Here is a 15,432-nt window from a genome sequence, read left to right as displayed (position 1 = left end):
TAACTAATATAACAACAACCGTCTATTCTATTTTGAAATCTAACTATTTATAGTTAGTTTCCCTATAGTAATAGATAACTATATTCATTAAGAGCTTAAGCACTCTTAATGTCTTAATAAAGCCAATGATTTTTAAATCTTGGGCAAAGATCAGTAATGCACAGTAATGTGTTCTTTACATAATTCAATTATGGAGAGTTTGATCCTGGCTCAGAATGAACGCTGGCGGCGTGCTTAACACATGCAAGTCGAACGGTAACAGAGAGAAGCTTGCTTCTTTGCTGACGAGTGGCGCACGGGTGAGTAATATATAGATAATGTGCCTCTTAGTCTGGGATAGCCATTGGAAACGATGATTAATACTGGATACTCCTTCTTACCAAAAGGTAAGTCGGGAAAGTTTTTCGCTAAGAGATCGGTCTATATCCCATCAGCTTGTTGGTAGTGTAAGAGACTACCAAGGCAATGACGGGTAGCGGGTTTGAGAGGATGATCCGCCACACTGGTACTGAGACACGGACCAGACTCCTACGGGAGGCAGCAGTGAGGAATATTGCACAATGGGGGAAACCCTGATGCAGCAACGCCGCGTGGAGGATGACGCATTTCGGTGTGTAAACTCCTTTTATATGTCAAGAAAATGACGGTAGCATATGAATAAGCACCGGCTAACTCCGTGCCAGCAGCCGCGGTAATACGGAGGGTGCAAGCGTTATTCGGAATCACTGGGCGTAAAGGACGCGTAGGCGGGTTGGAAAGTCAGATGTGAAATCCTACAGCTTAACTGTAGAACTGCATTTGAAACTTCCAATCTAGAGTATGGGAGGGGGAGATGGAATTAGTGGTGTAGGGGTAAAATCCGTAGATATCACTAGGAATACCGAAAGCGAAGGCGATCTCCTGGAACATAACTGACGCTAAGGCGTGAAAGCGTGGGGAGCAAACAGGATTAGATACCCTGGTAGTCCACGCCCTAAACGATGAACACTAGTCGTCGGGATGCTAGTCATCTCGGTGATGCACTTAACAGATTAAGTGTTCCGCCTGGGGAGTACGGTCGCAAGATTAAAACTCAAAGGAATAGACGGGGACCCGCACAAGTGGTGGAGCATGTGGTTTAATTCGAAGATACGCGAAGAACCTTACCTAGCCTTGACATTGATTGAACACTTTAGAGATAGAGTGGTGCCCTTCGGGGAACATGAAAACAGGTGCTGCACGGCTGTCGTCAGCTCGTGTCGTGAGATGTTGGGTTAAGTCCCGCAACGAGCGCAACCCTCGTCCTTAGTTGCTAGCAGTTCGGCTGAGCACTCTAAGGAGACTGCCTTCGTAAGGAGGAGGAAGGTGAGGACGACGTCAAGTCATCATGGCCCTTATGGCTAGGGCTACACACGTGCTACAATGGGGCGTACAGAGTGTTGCGATACCGCGAGGTGGAGCTAATCACTTAAAGCGTCTCTCAGTTCGGATTGGAGTCTGCAACTCGACTCCATGAAGCTGGAATCACTAGTAATCGTAGATCAGCAATGCTACGGTGAATACGTTCCCGGGTCTTGTACTCACCGCCCGTCACACCATGGGAGTTGATTTCACCCGAAATCGGGAAGCGAACCTTCGGGACGCTACCGCTTACGGTGGAATTAGCGACTGGGGTGAAGTCGTAACAAGGTAACCGTAGGAGAACCTGCGGTTGGATCACCTCCTTTCTAGAGTAAAGAGATTTCATTCGATTGAAATTCTTACAAAGAAAATCTCACAGAGATATGTTGTTATATCTGTTCCTTACTTGCTTAGTTTTCAGTGATCTATGTTTTTTTACATAAATTACTAAAAAAGTTTAAACAGTATGGGGAATTAGCTCAGCTGGGAGAGCGCCTGCCTTGCACGCAGGAGGTCAGCAGTTCGATCCTGCTATTCTCCACCATATAAAAATTAAATTTTTTATGTTCATTAAATTACAATTGTTAAAGTCAACAACTTATAAATAATAAGAGAAGAGATTCGATTATAAATTTATAAACTAAATAACTACAATAACAGATCATTCATCTTATTTTCTGTAGAGATACATTAAATAAGGTAGTGAACGCAACATAGAATAAAAAGATATTAAGGGCCATAGGTGGATGCCTTGGCTAGTAGAGGCGATGAAAGACGTACTAGGCTGCGAAAAGTCTCGGGGAGCTGCCAAGAAGCTTTGATCCGGGAATTTCTGAATGGGGCGACCCAGCATGGAGCGATTCATGTTACCCTACGGGGGGCGAACTCAGGGAAGTGAAACATCTCAGTACCTGAAGGAAGAGAAATCAAACGAGATTCCGAGAGTAGCGGCGAGCGAAATTGGAGTAGGGCGGTTAGCGATAGCATATTTGTTAGCAGAACACTTTGGAAAGAGTGAGCATAGAGGGTGATACTCCCGTAAGCGAAAACATTTATGTGGTACTAGGTTAACGAACGAGTAGGTCGGGACACGTGTTATCTTGACTGAATATGGGGGGACCACCCTCCAACCCTAAATACTACTACTAGACCGATAGCGAACAAGTACCGTGAGGGAAAGGTGAAAAGGACCGCGGTGAGCGGAGTGAAATAGAACCTGAAACCTATGGCTTACAATCATTCGGAGCACTATTAAATAAGTGTGACGGACTGCCTTTTGCATAATGAGCCTGCGAGTTGTGGTATCTGGCAAGGTTAATCGAACGAGAAGCCGTAGCGAAAGCGAGTCTTAATAGGGCGACATAGTCAGATGCTGCAGACCCGAAACTGAGTGATCTATCCATGAGCAGGTTGAAGCTGGTGTAAGAGCCAGTGGAGGACCGAACCGGTAGAAGTTGAAAATTCTTCGGATGACTTGTGGATAGGGGTGAAAGGCCAATCAAACTCAGTGATAGCTGGTTCTCTCCGAAATATATTTAGGTATAGCCTCGAGCATTAGCGTATAGGGGTAGAGCACTGACAGGGCTAGGGCTGCTTACCGCGGTACCAAACCCTATCAAACTCCGAATACTATACGTGTAACCTCGGGAGTCAGGCGTAGGGTGATAAAATCCTATGTCGAGAGGGGAACAACCCAGACTAACAGCTAAGGTCCCAAAGTTTTATCTAAGTGGAAAAGGATGTGGAGTTGCTGTGACAACCAGGAGGTTGGCTTAGAAGCAGCCATCCTTTAAAGAAAGCGTAACAGCTCACTGGTCTAGCGATTCTGCGCCGAAAATATAACGGGGCTAAGATAAACACCGAAGCTTTAGATTTACAGTTTACTGTAAGTGGTAGGAGAGCGTTCCATTCAGCGCTGAAGGTATACCGGTAAGGAGTACTGGAGCGGATGGAAGTGAGCATGCAGGCATGAGTAGCGAGAAAAGGAATGAGAATTTCCTTCGCCGTAAACCCAAGGTTTCCTACGCGATGCTCGTCATCGTAGGGTTAGTCGGGACCTAAGTCGAGTCCGAAAGGGGTAGACGATGGCAAATCGGTTAATATTCCGATACCGACATTACATCATTTGAGTGATGGGGGGACGCATAGAGTTAGACGAGGTCACTGATGGAATAGTGGCTCGAAGGAAGTAGGTTGAAGAGTAGGCAAATCCGCTCTTCATGCAACCGAGATCTTACAGGCAGTTCAATCTCTTCGGAGAGCGAACTGAATCGTCGATACTGTCGTGCCGAGAAAAGCCTCTAAACGAGATGTAATGTTGCCCGTACCGTAAACCGACACAGGTGGGTGAGATGAGTATTCTAAGGCGCGTGGATGAACCCTTGTTAAGGAACTCTGCAAACTAGCACCGTATCTTCGGTATAAGGTGTGCCCTATTTGTTAACAGATTTACTCTGTGAAGCAATGACGGGTCGCAGCAAAGAGTCCCTCCCGACTGTTTACCAAAAACACAGCACTCTGCTAACACGTAAGTGGATGTATAGGGTGTGACGCCTGCCCGGTGCTCGAAGGTTAAAAGGATTGCTTAGCATTAGCGAAGGCATGAATTGAAGCCCGAGTAAACGGCGGCCGTAACTATAACGGTCCTAAGGTAGCGAAATTCCTTGTCGGTTAAATACCGACCTGCATGAATGGCGTAACGAGATGGGAGCTGTCTCAACAAGGGATCCAGTGAAATTGTAGTGGAGGTGAAAATTCCTCCTACCCGCGGAAAGACGGAAAGACCCCGTGCACCTTTACTATAGCTTGACACTGCTATTGGGATATTCATGTGCAGGATAGGTGGGAGCCTTTGATCCATGGACGCCAGTTCATGGTGAGGCATCCTTGAGATACCACCCTTGAATATTCTGATAGCTAACTCCGTACGATTATCTCGTGCGAGGACAATGTCTGGTGGGTAGTTTGACTGGGGCGGTCGCCTCCTAAAAAGTAACGGAGGCTTACAAAGTTCGGCTCAGGTGGGTTGGAAATCCACCGTAGAGTATAATGGCATAAGCCGGACTGACTGTGAGACATACAAGTCGAGCAGAGTCGAAAGACGGTCATAGTGATCCGGTGGTTCTGTGTGGAAGGGCCATCGCTCAAAGGATAAAAGGTACGCCGGGGATAACAGGCTGATCTCCCCCAAGAGCTCACATCGACGGGGAGGTTTGGCACCTCGATGTCGGCTCATCGCATCCTGGGGCTGGAGCAGGTCCCAAGGGTATGGCTGTTCGCCATTTAAAGCGGTACGCGAGCTGGGTTCAGAACGTCGTGAGACAGTTCGGTCCCTATCTTCCGTGGGCGTAGGAACGTTGAGGAGAGCTGACCCTAGTACGAGAGGACCGGGTTGGACGTGCCACTGGTGCACCAGTTGTCCTGCCAAGGGCATAGCTGGGTAGCTACGCACGGATGAGATAACCGCTGAAAGCATCTAAGCGGGAAGCCAACTCCAAGATGAACGTTCCCTGAAGTACGCTTGAAGACTACAAGCTTGATAGGCTGGATGTGTACGCAGAGCAATCTGTTTAGCTGACCAGTACTAATAGTACGTTTGTCTTTTTTTTACGTTCATTTATTTGAACACAATTGCTTCACTACCTTATTTAGTGTATATCGCTAATAAGAGATATGTTAAGTTATTTAGTTAGGCTTTATTGCCTTTGTTGACTTTAACAATTTTAACTCACTCAACTAATCTTTATGAGATTAGATATAAGTATATCTGGCACTAAATGCCGATACTCCCGTCGCTAAAGCGTAAGTGGAGTATAAACGTTATCCTTATATCTGATCTTGTCTAGGTGGCTATAGAGAGAGGGAAACGCCTGGTCCCATTCCGAACCCAGAAGCTAAGCCTCTCATCGCTGATAATACTGCACCTTTCAGGTGTGGAAATGTAGGTCGCTGCCTAGTTGATCAGATTCTTTTCTACAATCCATTCATTTTTTATATTTTATTTACTTAATCTACCTTTTACTAAGCAATTCTATGATATTATTTTATATATAATTTTAGGATGATATATGAAAAAATATATAAAAGATCAGATTAAAAAATCGTATGAAACAAAACAAGCTATTTATGAGAATGAAGATTTATTAAATAAAATAGAAGAAGTAGCGCAAAAATGTGTTGATTTATACCGTACAGATAAAAAAACAATACTCGCAGGAAATGGTGGAAGTGCTGCTGATGCGCAACATATTGCTGCTGAACTCGTTGGAAGATATGGTTTTGACAGACCATCAATTCCTTCTCTGTCTTTAACTACTGATACTTCTAATCTTACCGCTATTGGTAATGATTATGGTTATGATCAGGTCTTTTCTCGTCAACTTGAAGGGATGGGACAAGAGGGCGATATTTTTATCGGTATATCTACTTCGGGAAATTCAATTAACATTATAAAAGCTTTTGAATCTGCAAAGAAAAAAAACATTATGACAGTTGCTCTTACCGGTCGCGATGGCGGTGAAATGGCGAAAATAGCGGATATAGCGCTGATAGTTCCCTCAAATTCAACACCTAGAATTCAAGAATCTCATATATTGATAGGGCATATTATTTGTGATATTATTGAGAAAGAGATATTTGGTGAGGGTGTTGGCGAATAACGCATGAAAAAGGCACTTTTTTTAGATAGGGATGGTGTTGTCAATGTTGAAAAAGAGTACCTGTATAAAATTGAGGATTTTGAATTTATTGATGGAATATTTGATTTGTGTGAACATTATCAACATTTAGGATATATGATTTTTGTTGTGACAAATCAATCCGGTATTGCTAGAAAGTATTATACTGAACAGGATTTTCATCTTTTAACAGAGTGGATGATTCAAGAGTTTAAAAAAAGAAATATTACAATTGACAAAGTGTATCATTGTCCTCATCATCCACAAATCAATAAAAAGTGCAGTTGCCGTAAACCTGAACCCGGAATGATTTTAGATGCAAAAAAAGAGTTCAACATAGATTTGGCACATTCATTGATGATTGGTGATAAAGAGCGGGATATTGAAGCTGCATTAAATGCAGGTATAAAAGAGACATACTTATTTGATGAAGCAAAACAGACTGAAAAATCTAAAGCGACAAAAATTGTCAATAAACTTGATGAAATATGGAAGTAAATTATGTTGATATTAAACAGTGGCGGAACATTTAACAAACGATACAATGAAATCAGCGGAGAGCTTGAAGTTCCTTATGATAATGCAGCTATAGAGCGAATTTTATATAGCACACAGGAAATATATAATCTTGCAGGAGTTGTCTACAAAGACAGTCTGGACATGGACACTAACGACAGACGTATGCTTGCCGATATAATACGAGAATCTTCTGAAGATACTTTTGTAATAGTACACGGAACTGATACAATGGATTTGAGTGCAGAATTTTTAGACGAAGTATTTGATGACAGGAAAATTATATTGACGGGTGCTATGAAGCCGTTTGAAATTGATTATATAGAAGCATCATTAAATCTTGGCATGGCTATCGGATATGCTAAAGCAGTAGAAATGAACGGTGTTTATATATGCATGAGCGGGCTTGTAGAACCGTGGAAAAATATTGCAAAAAACAGAAATTTGGGGAAGTTTGAAATTGTCAGATAAAATTGCCTGTGATCATTGTCATTTAGAATTTTCAAAAGATGTCATGATAAAGGAAGATGAGCATTACTTTTGTTGTAATGGCTGTCAGGGAGTATTTCATTTACTCTCAAATGAAGGGCTGGATGGCTTTTATGATAAACTTGGAAATAATAAACTCGCCCCACCATCTAAGCAGTATGAAGACTCTTCAAATTTTGATTCACCGGCATTTTATGAACGATTTGTAATACTCAACAAAGATGCTTTTTCTGAAGTCTCTTTAGTTATAGAGGGGATTCACTGTGCTGCATGTGTTTGGCTGAACGAAAAAGCCTTGACAAATATGGAAGGTGTTATTGCTACTAATATCAACTATACAAACAATAAAGCAAAGATTGTGTGGGATGATGATACGGTAAAACTCTCTAAAATTATAGATATGATTCGTGCCATCGGATATGATGCGTACCCTTATGATGCTTCACTGCAAGAACAAAAAGCAGATAAGGAGCGAAAAGAGTACTATACCCGGATGGCAGTTGCTGTTTTTGCAACTATGAATATGATGACTATTATGGTTGCGCAGTATGCCGGTTATTTTAGTGGTATATCTGAAAATATCAAACATATATTAAATATTGGAGAGTGGGTTTTAGCTACTCCAGTACTTTTTTACAGTGGATGGCCTTTTATTCGTGGAATGTATTATGGTATAAAGACAAAAACGGTAAATATGGACACCCTTGTCGCCACAGGTGCAATTTTAACTTACATATATTCTATTTATATTACCATTACACGCAGCGGTGAGGCCTATTTTGATTCGGTTACGATGATTATAACTTTTGTGCTTGTGGGAAAATTTTTAGAGGTTTTAAGTAAAAAAAGTATTGCTGATACTTTGGATATTATGAATCATCATCTGCCAAATGATGTGAAAGTGGTTGTGGATAAAAAGATCATTACTAAAAATGTCAATGATGTTAATGCTGGAGAAATTGTTATTTTAAATTCAGGAGAGCGTGTTGCTCTTGACGGTGAGATAAAAGAGGGCAGCGGTAGTTTTGATGAGTCAAGTCTGACCGGAGAGAGCGAGCCTATTTTTAAAAATGTAGGGGAAAATATTATCAGTGGAACGGTAAGTATTGATGCGGATGTAAAATATAGAGTAACCAAAGATTTTGCACATTCTACCATGAGTAATATTGTCGCATTGCTTGAAAATGCGATGAATAACAAGCCAAAAATCCAGCAGTTGGCAAACAAGCTGAGTGAATATTTCTCAGAAGTGATATTGGCACTTTCTTTTATCACTTTTATCGGGTGGTATATTTATTCATCCAATTTCGAGCAGTCTTTTATGATTTGTATTGCAGTTATTGTTATAGCATGTCCTTGTGCTCTTGCTTTGGCAACACCTGTTGCAACACTGGTTGGTTTGTCTATTGCTTCAAAAAGGGGAATACTCTTTAAAGAAGCTGCTCAGCTTGAAACAATGGCAAATGCAGATGTTTTACTGCTCGATAAAACAGGAACTATTACAAAAGGGCGACCTGAAGTTGTCAAAGAGGAGATATTTCTACCATTTCATAAATCTTTGCTTTATGCATTACTGCTTAACTCAAAACACCCTGTTGCAAAGGGAGTAGAACAGTATATTTTCGATGAAGATTTGGATCCTTTAGAGTTGGAGAGTTTTCAAAATATTCCTTCACAGGGTTTAAGTGCCATGTATGATGGTAAAATGCTTGCAGGCGGGAATGCAAAGCTTATGAAAGCTATAGGTGTTGATGTAAGCAGTTTAAGCAAAAACAGTGAATTTTATTTTGCTTATGGCGGAGAACTTTTGGCCAAATATGAACTTTTTGATATGCCGCGTGAAGATGCAAAAGAGGCGATAGAAAAAATAAAAAAGATGGGTATAAAGATAATTATGCTCACAGGAGACCATGAAAAAAGTGCAAAAAAAGTGGCACAGATTGTGGGAATAGAAAAATATGAGTATGGACTTACCCCACAAGACAAAGCTGTGTTTATAGAAAAACTGCATGAAAATGGCAAAGTGAGCGTTATGGCAGGGGATGGTGTGAATGATATTTTGGCATTGGCAAACTCTGATATTGCCATTGCTATGGGCAATGGAAGCGATATTGCTATAGAGGTGAGTGATGTGGTGCTTTTAAATGATACATTTAGTTCATTACATGATAGTTTTAAAATTTCAAAAAAAACATTTACTATGATAAAGGAGAATCTCGCACTTTCATTTATTTATAATGGTATTACAATCCCGTTGGCAATGGCAGGATATATTATTCCTCTTATTGCAGCTATCTCTATGAGTATAAGTTCCTTAATAGTTGTGGGAAATTCAATGAGAATTAAATTTGGGTATAAGGATTAGAATATGAGTAGTTGGGTAATCGGCATGATGCTTGGTGTATCTATATTTTTAGGAAGTATTGCTGTTGTAGCTTTAATATGGGCGATAAAAAAAGGGCAGTTCGATGATTCCGAGCATTTTTTAAATGCAGTAAAGTTCGATGGCACAGATGATTTAAATGATGCTTATGAAAAAGAGCAAAAAGTAAAAGAGTTAAAAGAAAAAAAGAAAGAAGATTTACGAAAAAAGGTTTATAAACCTGAATAGCTGTAAAGGTGAGTTACCTAAAAAGGTAACTCAAAAATATTACTATTTTCCGATTGTTTGTGCAAAAGCGTCTAAATCAGCATCAGAGTAACGTGCTACTTGACCTTTCATAACACCTTTCATTGGTCCACCGAAAGTTCCAGCTTTATAGCCTTTAAGCGCCTCAGCGATTTCAGCGTGAGTCATATCTTTAACAATTTTAGATTTACCCATAGCTTTTTTCTCCCAGTTAGCACCATGACATGCAGCACATGCTTTTCCGTTTACTGCCGCAGATGCAGCTGTAACTAATGCTAATGTAGCGATTGAAGCGATTACGATTTTTTTCATTTTATTTCCTTAAGTTTAAATTCAATTATTATTATATTAGGTAAAGTCTTAAATACTTGTTAATGAATTAAAAGGTATCATTTTATTAAAATTAATTACAACGGGTGTGAAGATGCGATACATAAAAGATGATTTAAAAGACAAAACTATACTTATTACAGGCGGAGCTGGATTTATCGGCTCAAATTTAGCATTTTATTTTCAAGAAAATCATCCGGATGCAAAAGTGGTGGTGCTTGACAGTTTTAGAAGCGGAGAAACACTTAGCAACGGGAACTTAAAAAGTTTTGGACATTTTAAAAATCTTATAGGTTTTGGCGGTGAAATAATCAGTGGAGATATTAATGATAAAGATTTACTGCTTGATTTGGAAGTTAATTATAATTTTGATTATATCTTCCATGAGGCAGCTATCTCTGACACAACGGCACAAGAACAGGACTTGATGATTAAGACGAATGTCAATGCCTATAAAGACTTGCTTGATTTGGCAGTAGCACATAATGCAAATATGATCTATGCTTCTTCGGCAGCAACCTATGGAAATGCAGAATCTCCACAGCGTGTTGGAAGAGAAGCACCGAACAATGTGTATGGCTTTTCAAAACTTTCTATGGATTATTTAAGCCGTGATTATATGAAGGACTGCGACATTAATATTGTTGGGCTACGTTATTTTAATGTGTATGGAGCGCGCGAGTATTTCAAAAATACAACGGCTTCTATGGTTTTACAGTTTGGGCATCAGATACTTGCAGGAAAAAATCCTAAACTGTTTGAAGGAAGTGATAGAATTCTTCGTGATTTTATCTATATAGAAGACATTATACAAGCAAACATCAAAGCGATGGCGCCAAATACGAGCGGTATTTACAATGTCGGGACGGGAAAAGCGAGAAGTTTTCAAGATATTGTTGATATTTTACAAAAAGAGCTGGGAACATCTTTAGCGTGTGAATATATTCCTAACCCTTTTGTCGGTTCTTATCAGTTTCATACTGAGGCAGATATAGCAACAACAAAAGAGGCTTTAGGCTATGCTCCGGCTTACGAGATGGAAGAGGGCATAAAGGCGTATGTGCCGGAGATAAAGCGTATATATGAGACAGAAGTAAAATAGATGCAGGTATTTAAAGAAGCAAAACCAAATATCTTAGTTGTCGGTGATTTGATGATAGACCATTATCTGTGGGGGAGTTGTGAACGTATTTCTCCTGAAGCACCTGTGCAGGTTGTAGACATTGCAAAAGAGACGACCGTGCTTGGTGGAGCCGGGAATGTAGTCAATAACTTAAATGCTTTAGGAGCCAATGTAAGTGTCTGCAGTGTTATGGGTGATGATGCCAATGGCAAAGAACTTGTGAAAATGCTGCATGATATTGATGTAAATACACAGAATTTAATTATAGAAAAAAACAGAAAGACTTCAAAAAAGAGCCGTGTTATTGCTGTTTCCCAACAAATTTTACGATATGACAAAGAGAGCAAAGAAGATATACTCAAGGAGAGTGCACAAAAGATTTTAGACTCGCTTGAAACGAGTATAGAGAATTATGATATTGTGATTTTATCAGACTATGGCAAAGGTGTTTTAACAGAGGAACTTTCTCAGGGTATTATACAATTAGCCAGCAAACACAAGGTAAAGGTTTTGGTTGACCCAAAAGGAAAAGATTTTACAAAGTACCAAGGTGCTTACCTGCTTACGCCAAATAAAAAAGAGGCAGTTTTGGCAACCGGCATAGACATTAAAGATGAGACATCTTTAAAAGAAGCGTTACTCAAACTAAAAAACGATTGTGATTTGGATGTTTCTTTAATTACTCTTTCTGAAGACGGAATAGCTACGTATGAGAAAGAGGTCAAAGTCTTTCCGACCGTTGCCAAAGAAGTATTCGATGTAACGGGTGCCGGTGATACGGTCATAGCTTCAATTGCCTTTGCTTTGAGCATCGGTAAAAGTCTTGAAGAAACAGCAGCTTTTGCTAATCTTGCTGCAGGTGTAGTTGTAGGTAAAATCGGCTCGGCAACTGTGACAATTGATGAAATTGAAGATTATGAGGCATCATTGCATAAGAGTACATCTGATGCGCATATAAAAAGTTTTGAAGAGATTGATGCGATTGTACAGCGATATAAACAAAACGGTAAAAAAATAGTCTTTACAAATGGCTGTTTTGACATCTTACATGTAGGACATGTAAAATACTTGCAAATTGCAAAAAGTTTTGGAGATGTGTTGATTGTCGGACTGAACTCTGATGAGTCAGTTTCTCGTTTAAAGGGTCCAAGTCGTCCAGTTAATCCAGCAGAAGACAGAGCCTATTTGTTGGCTGCTCTTGAAGCGGTTGATTTCGTCGTACCTTTTGAATCAGACACGCCTTATGAGCTCATTAAAATGATAGAGCCTGATGTACTTGTTAAAGGTGGAGATTATGAAGGAAAAGAGGTCGTAGGTACGGAATTTGCTGGTGAATTAAAACTAGTTGATTTTGTCGACGGCAAGAGTACAACGAAAACTATAGAAAAAATACAAGGAAAGACATGTTAAGAAAAATTACTTTAATGGTAGCATCGGCTGTTGCAGCATTTGCTATGAACAGTGCAGGTATCAATATAAATAATGAAGATTTGGAGTTAAATGCAAATCTAGATATTGGGCAGTTTAATGAAAATGTTGAGCCTGAGACGATGTATGTTGGCATAAAATTTTTAGATGCTGACAACAGTAACAGAGTGAATGATGATGCGCTCTATGAAGTTGGTTTTTTAATGAAAAAAGCAATGGGTGAGAGTGGTCTAAAAATTGGTTTGGGTGTAAAAGCAAACTATACTAAAGATTATACGACATTGCCTTTGGGTATTGTATTTGACTATGCTTTACCTATGAAGACTATTGTTCCTATGTCATTAGGCGCAGATATTTACTATGCACCAAAAGTATTAAGCTTCAGTGATGCAAATAAATATTTTGAATATAGACTGGAATATGACGCTGAGGTTATTGACCATGGCCATGTTGTTCTTGGATACAGACATATAAAAACTGATTATGATGATGCAAGAGGAGACTTTACGTACAATGCATCAGCTTATGTAGGGTTCAATTTCGAATTTTAAATCTCTAATTTTTTGACAGCCTCTATAACCTCAGAGGCTGTAATACCTTTCATGCAGTCATGATGCTTGAGGGGGCATTCTCTTTTCATACACGGACTGCAATCAAGCTCATGCCGTACGATGATGCTTTTTTTATTTTTCCATTGTGAGGTCTCTTTATATTTTGTAGGACCAAATATAGCTACAGTAGGTACCTGATAGGCAGCTGCTACATGCATCGGTCCGCTGTCGTTTGTGATGAATAGTGAACACCCACCTATATTTGCACATAACTCTTGTATATTTGTCTTCCCGGCTAAGTTTTTGAAGTTCTTTACATGTAAAGCCGTGAGGTTGTCTTCTATCTCTTTCGCCATTTCTACTTCATTGGGTCCACCGAATATTATAATGTCATATCTGTCTTTGTAAAAGGCTGCAACCTGTGCAAACCGCTCAGGGTACCACCGTTTTGCACTGCCGTAGGTTGCACCTGCATTGATGCCAAGTGTGGGTTTGTCGAACTTTTTTGGCTCTATATAGAGTCTTAGGGGAGGAACTTCTTCGTTGAAATTATGGATATTAATCATGGCAATTTGTGTATATTGTTCTACTAAATGCTGATTTGTTCTGATTTTTGGGGTATGTGAAAGTAAGAGTCTTGAATGCCATGAAGCCCTTGCACAGCAGACAACCGTACCCGTAAAGCGTAGCAAGAGGCTGGAGTGGATTTGATTTCTAAAGCTGACTGCCATGTCAAATCTGCCTAACTCTTTTGCCAGTTTATAGGTTGCAACAAGCCGTGAAGGTGCTTTTTTCGTATCATCTACTATGGCGCGTTCACATAAAGGATGGTACTTTAATGCCTCAGTGCTTACATAGCTGCCGACAAAAGTAAACCTTACATTTTGATAATGTGATGCTAAAAGTTCAATTGCCGGTGTTGCCATAACAGCATCGCCCAGCCAGTTTGGAAGAATAATCAAGATTTTCATATTATATTCGCTCACTTGCATTGACTTGTTTTCCCACTTCTTTTGTAATGAAAATATATATGGGAGATGCCCCGATGTCTAAAACATCTTGCGTAAGTCTTTTTCCTGTTTTTGAATAGACTTCAAAAAAATCTTCATTATTGAGTGTTGTCTCTTTTAGCGACCAGTGAATTTGTAAAAGCCGATCATCTAGTAAAACCTGAAAAACATAATAGCCTCTTTTGATATCTAAGCGTAGAAATTGTGCATTTTTAAGTGTTTGATACATGTATTTATAGGTATAAAAAGCTTCTCTTTTTCTAATGCTTTCTCTGTTGTCAATCAAGCCATAACCTGGTGCAATAAGCTGATGCCAGGAGATAGAATCAACTTGCTGTGATGCAAAGCTTAAAAGATAATAACGAAGCATATAGTCGGCATATAACTCTTCACTGACACATTCATGCTCACTTGTAGGTGCATAAGGCGCTGTGTTGGAAATAGGCCAGTTTACTTCGGTTACATGTAACTCCTGTTTTGTTTTTGGGCTTAACCAGACAATGGTGCTTAGCAGTGCTATCTTATCTGTCAATGTAAATCCAAGCTGTGTGTTTTCAGGTGCGCCGCGTCTGTCCACATATAAAAGTGCCGCAACGCCGTCATATTTGCATTTGCAAAAATTAAAAAGAGTATGTACGGTATAGTAGAGCTCAAAGTCAATGACACCGCTGCCAAGCAGTTTAATGTCCGGGAATTCTGAAATTTTTAAATCATAAGCGACTTTGTAGAAATTTAAATACTCATTAACTGAAAAAAATCCCCATTTTGCACGGTTTATTGTGGAGCCAATCTCATACATGGCTACAGAGTTTCCAAGAGTTGAAAAGATTACATGTAAATCATGTTTGAGCAGTTCTAAATCTTCTATATGTTCGCGGTCTTGCAGGATTTTAAGTGTGATTTTTTTATCGCTGTTTTGTTTTATAAACGTTTGAAGCTGGGAAAGTTTTTCCATCTCCCAGAGTTTAATGCGGATAAGTATGCTTTTTACTTCGAGTTCTTCTAAAAGCAGACCTGTTTCTTGTGGTTCTTTCTGCCAATCAACACCCAAAGAGAAAAAATCTGTTGTATTAATCTCTTTCCGTTTTACAAAAGGCATCATTAAAATACTCAAAGGAAGTATAATCAATGAGGACAATATGGTAAAAAGCAGGGAGAGACTCTCTTTTTTACGCATTGATTTCTTATATGTTTTGTCTTGGAGTAGTGCCGGTTGGTCGGAATAATCATCCCATTTAAAAGGTTGTTTCATAAGTGGGATTATACCTTTTTTACGATAAAATACATAAAAATCAGCTAG

General features: G+C 39.7%; 11 protein-coding genes, 1 tRNA gene and 3 rRNA genes. 12 read left to right on the top strand and 3 right to left on the bottom strand.

Features of this window, described 5'->3' with window-relative positions; genetic code table 11:
• Positions 1–187 precede the first annotated feature (187 nt).
• The 9 genes from SAUT_RS07980 (at position 188) to ccoS (ending at position 9,672) form a co-directional block, all read left to right on the top strand.
• Positions 188–1,706: ribosomal RNA gene (locus SAUT_RS07980) — 16S ribosomal RNA — on the top strand.
• Between the two features lie 142 nt (positions 1,707–1,848).
• Positions 1,849–1,924: transfer RNA gene (locus SAUT_RS07975), tRNA-Ala, on the top strand.
• A gap of 175 nt (positions 1,925–2,099) precedes the next feature.
• Positions 2,100–4,988: ribosomal RNA gene (locus SAUT_RS07970) — 23S ribosomal RNA — on the top strand.
• Between the two features lie 233 nt (positions 4,989–5,221).
• Positions 5,222–5,337 (top strand): 5S ribosomal RNA (rrf, locus tag SAUT_RS07965).
• Together the 16S, 23S and 5S rRNA genes with 1 tRNA gene alongside form the textbook arrangement of a ribosomal RNA operon.
• Positions 5,338–5,447: 110 nt before the next feature.
• Entirely contained in the window at positions 5,448–6,038 is a 591-nt protein-coding gene (gene gmhA / locus SAUT_RS07960; protein WP_013327375.1) for a D-sedoheptulose 7-phosphate isomerase, read from the top strand.
• 3 nt (positions 6,039–6,041) lie between these two features.
• Positions 6,042–6,554, top strand: coding sequence for a D-glycero-beta-D-manno-heptose 1,7-bisphosphate 7-phosphatase (gene gmhB, locus SAUT_RS07955; protein WP_013327374.1), 513 nt, complete (start codon positions 6,042–6,044; stop codon positions 6,552–6,554).
• 3 nt (positions 6,555–6,557) lie between these two features.
• Positions 6,558–7,043 carry an asparaginase domain-containing protein gene (locus SAUT_RS07950; RefSeq protein ID WP_013327373.1) on the top strand — a complete coding sequence of 162 codons (486 nt, stop codon included), beginning with the start codon at positions 6,558–6,560 and terminating at the stop codon, positions 7,041–7,043.
• A complete protein-coding gene (locus tag SAUT_RS07945) occupies positions 7,000–9,426 on the top strand; it encodes a heavy metal translocating P-type ATPase (protein WP_013327372.1) in 2,427 nt (808 codons plus the stop codon). The genes SAUT_RS07950 and SAUT_RS07945 overlap by 44 nt, the downstream gene beginning before the upstream one ends.
• Before the next feature lie 3 nt (positions 9,427–9,429).
• Positions 9,430–9,672 (top strand): cbb3-type cytochrome oxidase assembly protein CcoS, encoded by a 243-nt coding sequence (gene ccoS / locus SAUT_RS07940; protein WP_013327371.1) that lies wholly within the window; start codon positions 9,430–9,432, stop codon positions 9,670–9,672.
• 42 nt (positions 9,673–9,714) lie between these two features.
• Here ccoS and SAUT_RS07935 read toward each other — a convergent pair whose 3' ends face one another.
• Positions 9,715–10,002, bottom strand: coding sequence for a c-type cytochrome (locus SAUT_RS07935; RefSeq protein WP_013327370.1), 288 nt, complete (start codon positions 10,000–10,002; stop codon positions 9,715–9,717).
• Positions 10,003–10,114: 112 nt separating this feature from the next.
• Between SAUT_RS07935 and rfaD the strand changes: the two genes are divergently transcribed.
• Genes rfaD through SAUT_RS07920 form a run of 3 tightly spaced genes read left to right on the top strand, consistent with a single transcriptional unit; the run spans position 10,115 to position 13,122 of the window.
• On the top strand, positions 10,115–11,122 hold the full coding sequence (rfaD, locus tag SAUT_RS07930; protein WP_013327369.1) for an ADP-glyceromanno-heptose 6-epimerase: 1,008 nt from the start codon (positions 10,115–10,117) through the stop codon (positions 11,120–11,122).
• Positions 11,123–12,553: a D-glycero-beta-D-manno-heptose-7-phosphate kinase gene (gene rfaE1 / locus SAUT_RS07925; RefSeq protein WP_013327368.1), complete on the top strand. Its 1,431-nt coding sequence runs from the start codon at positions 11,123–11,125 to the stop codon at positions 12,551–12,553.
• Complete coding sequence (locus SAUT_RS07920) at positions 12,547–13,122, top strand: YfaZ family outer membrane protein (RefSeq protein WP_013327367.1); 576 nt, start codon at positions 12,547–12,549, stop codon at positions 13,120–13,122. The genes rfaE1 and SAUT_RS07920 overlap by 7 nt, the downstream gene beginning before the upstream one ends.
• Here the strand turns inward: SAUT_RS07920 and waaF are convergent.
• Both waaF and SAUT_RS07910 read right to left on the bottom strand, forming a co-directional pair.
• Entirely contained in the window at positions 13,119–14,093 is a 975-nt protein-coding gene (gene waaF, locus SAUT_RS07915) for a lipopolysaccharide heptosyltransferase II (protein ID WP_041675496.1), read from the bottom strand. The two genes, SAUT_RS07920 and waaF, sit on opposite strands and share 4 nt — an antisense overlap.
• A 1-nt stretch (position 14,094) precedes the next feature.
• On the bottom strand, positions 14,095–15,384 hold the full coding sequence (locus tag SAUT_RS07910; protein WP_013327365.1) for a hypothetical protein: 1,290 nt from the start codon (positions 15,382–15,384) through the stop codon (positions 14,095–14,097).
• Positions 15,385–15,432: the final 48 nt, after the last annotated feature.

The organism is Sulfurimonas autotrophica DSM 16294, assembly GCF_000147355.1.
Lineage (GTDB): Bacteria > Campylobacterota > Campylobacteria > Campylobacterales > Sulfurimonadaceae > Sulfurimonas > Sulfurimonas autotrophica.
Note: the sequence above shows the minus strand (reverse complement) of the source record. Positions and strands in the feature narration are given on the sequence as shown.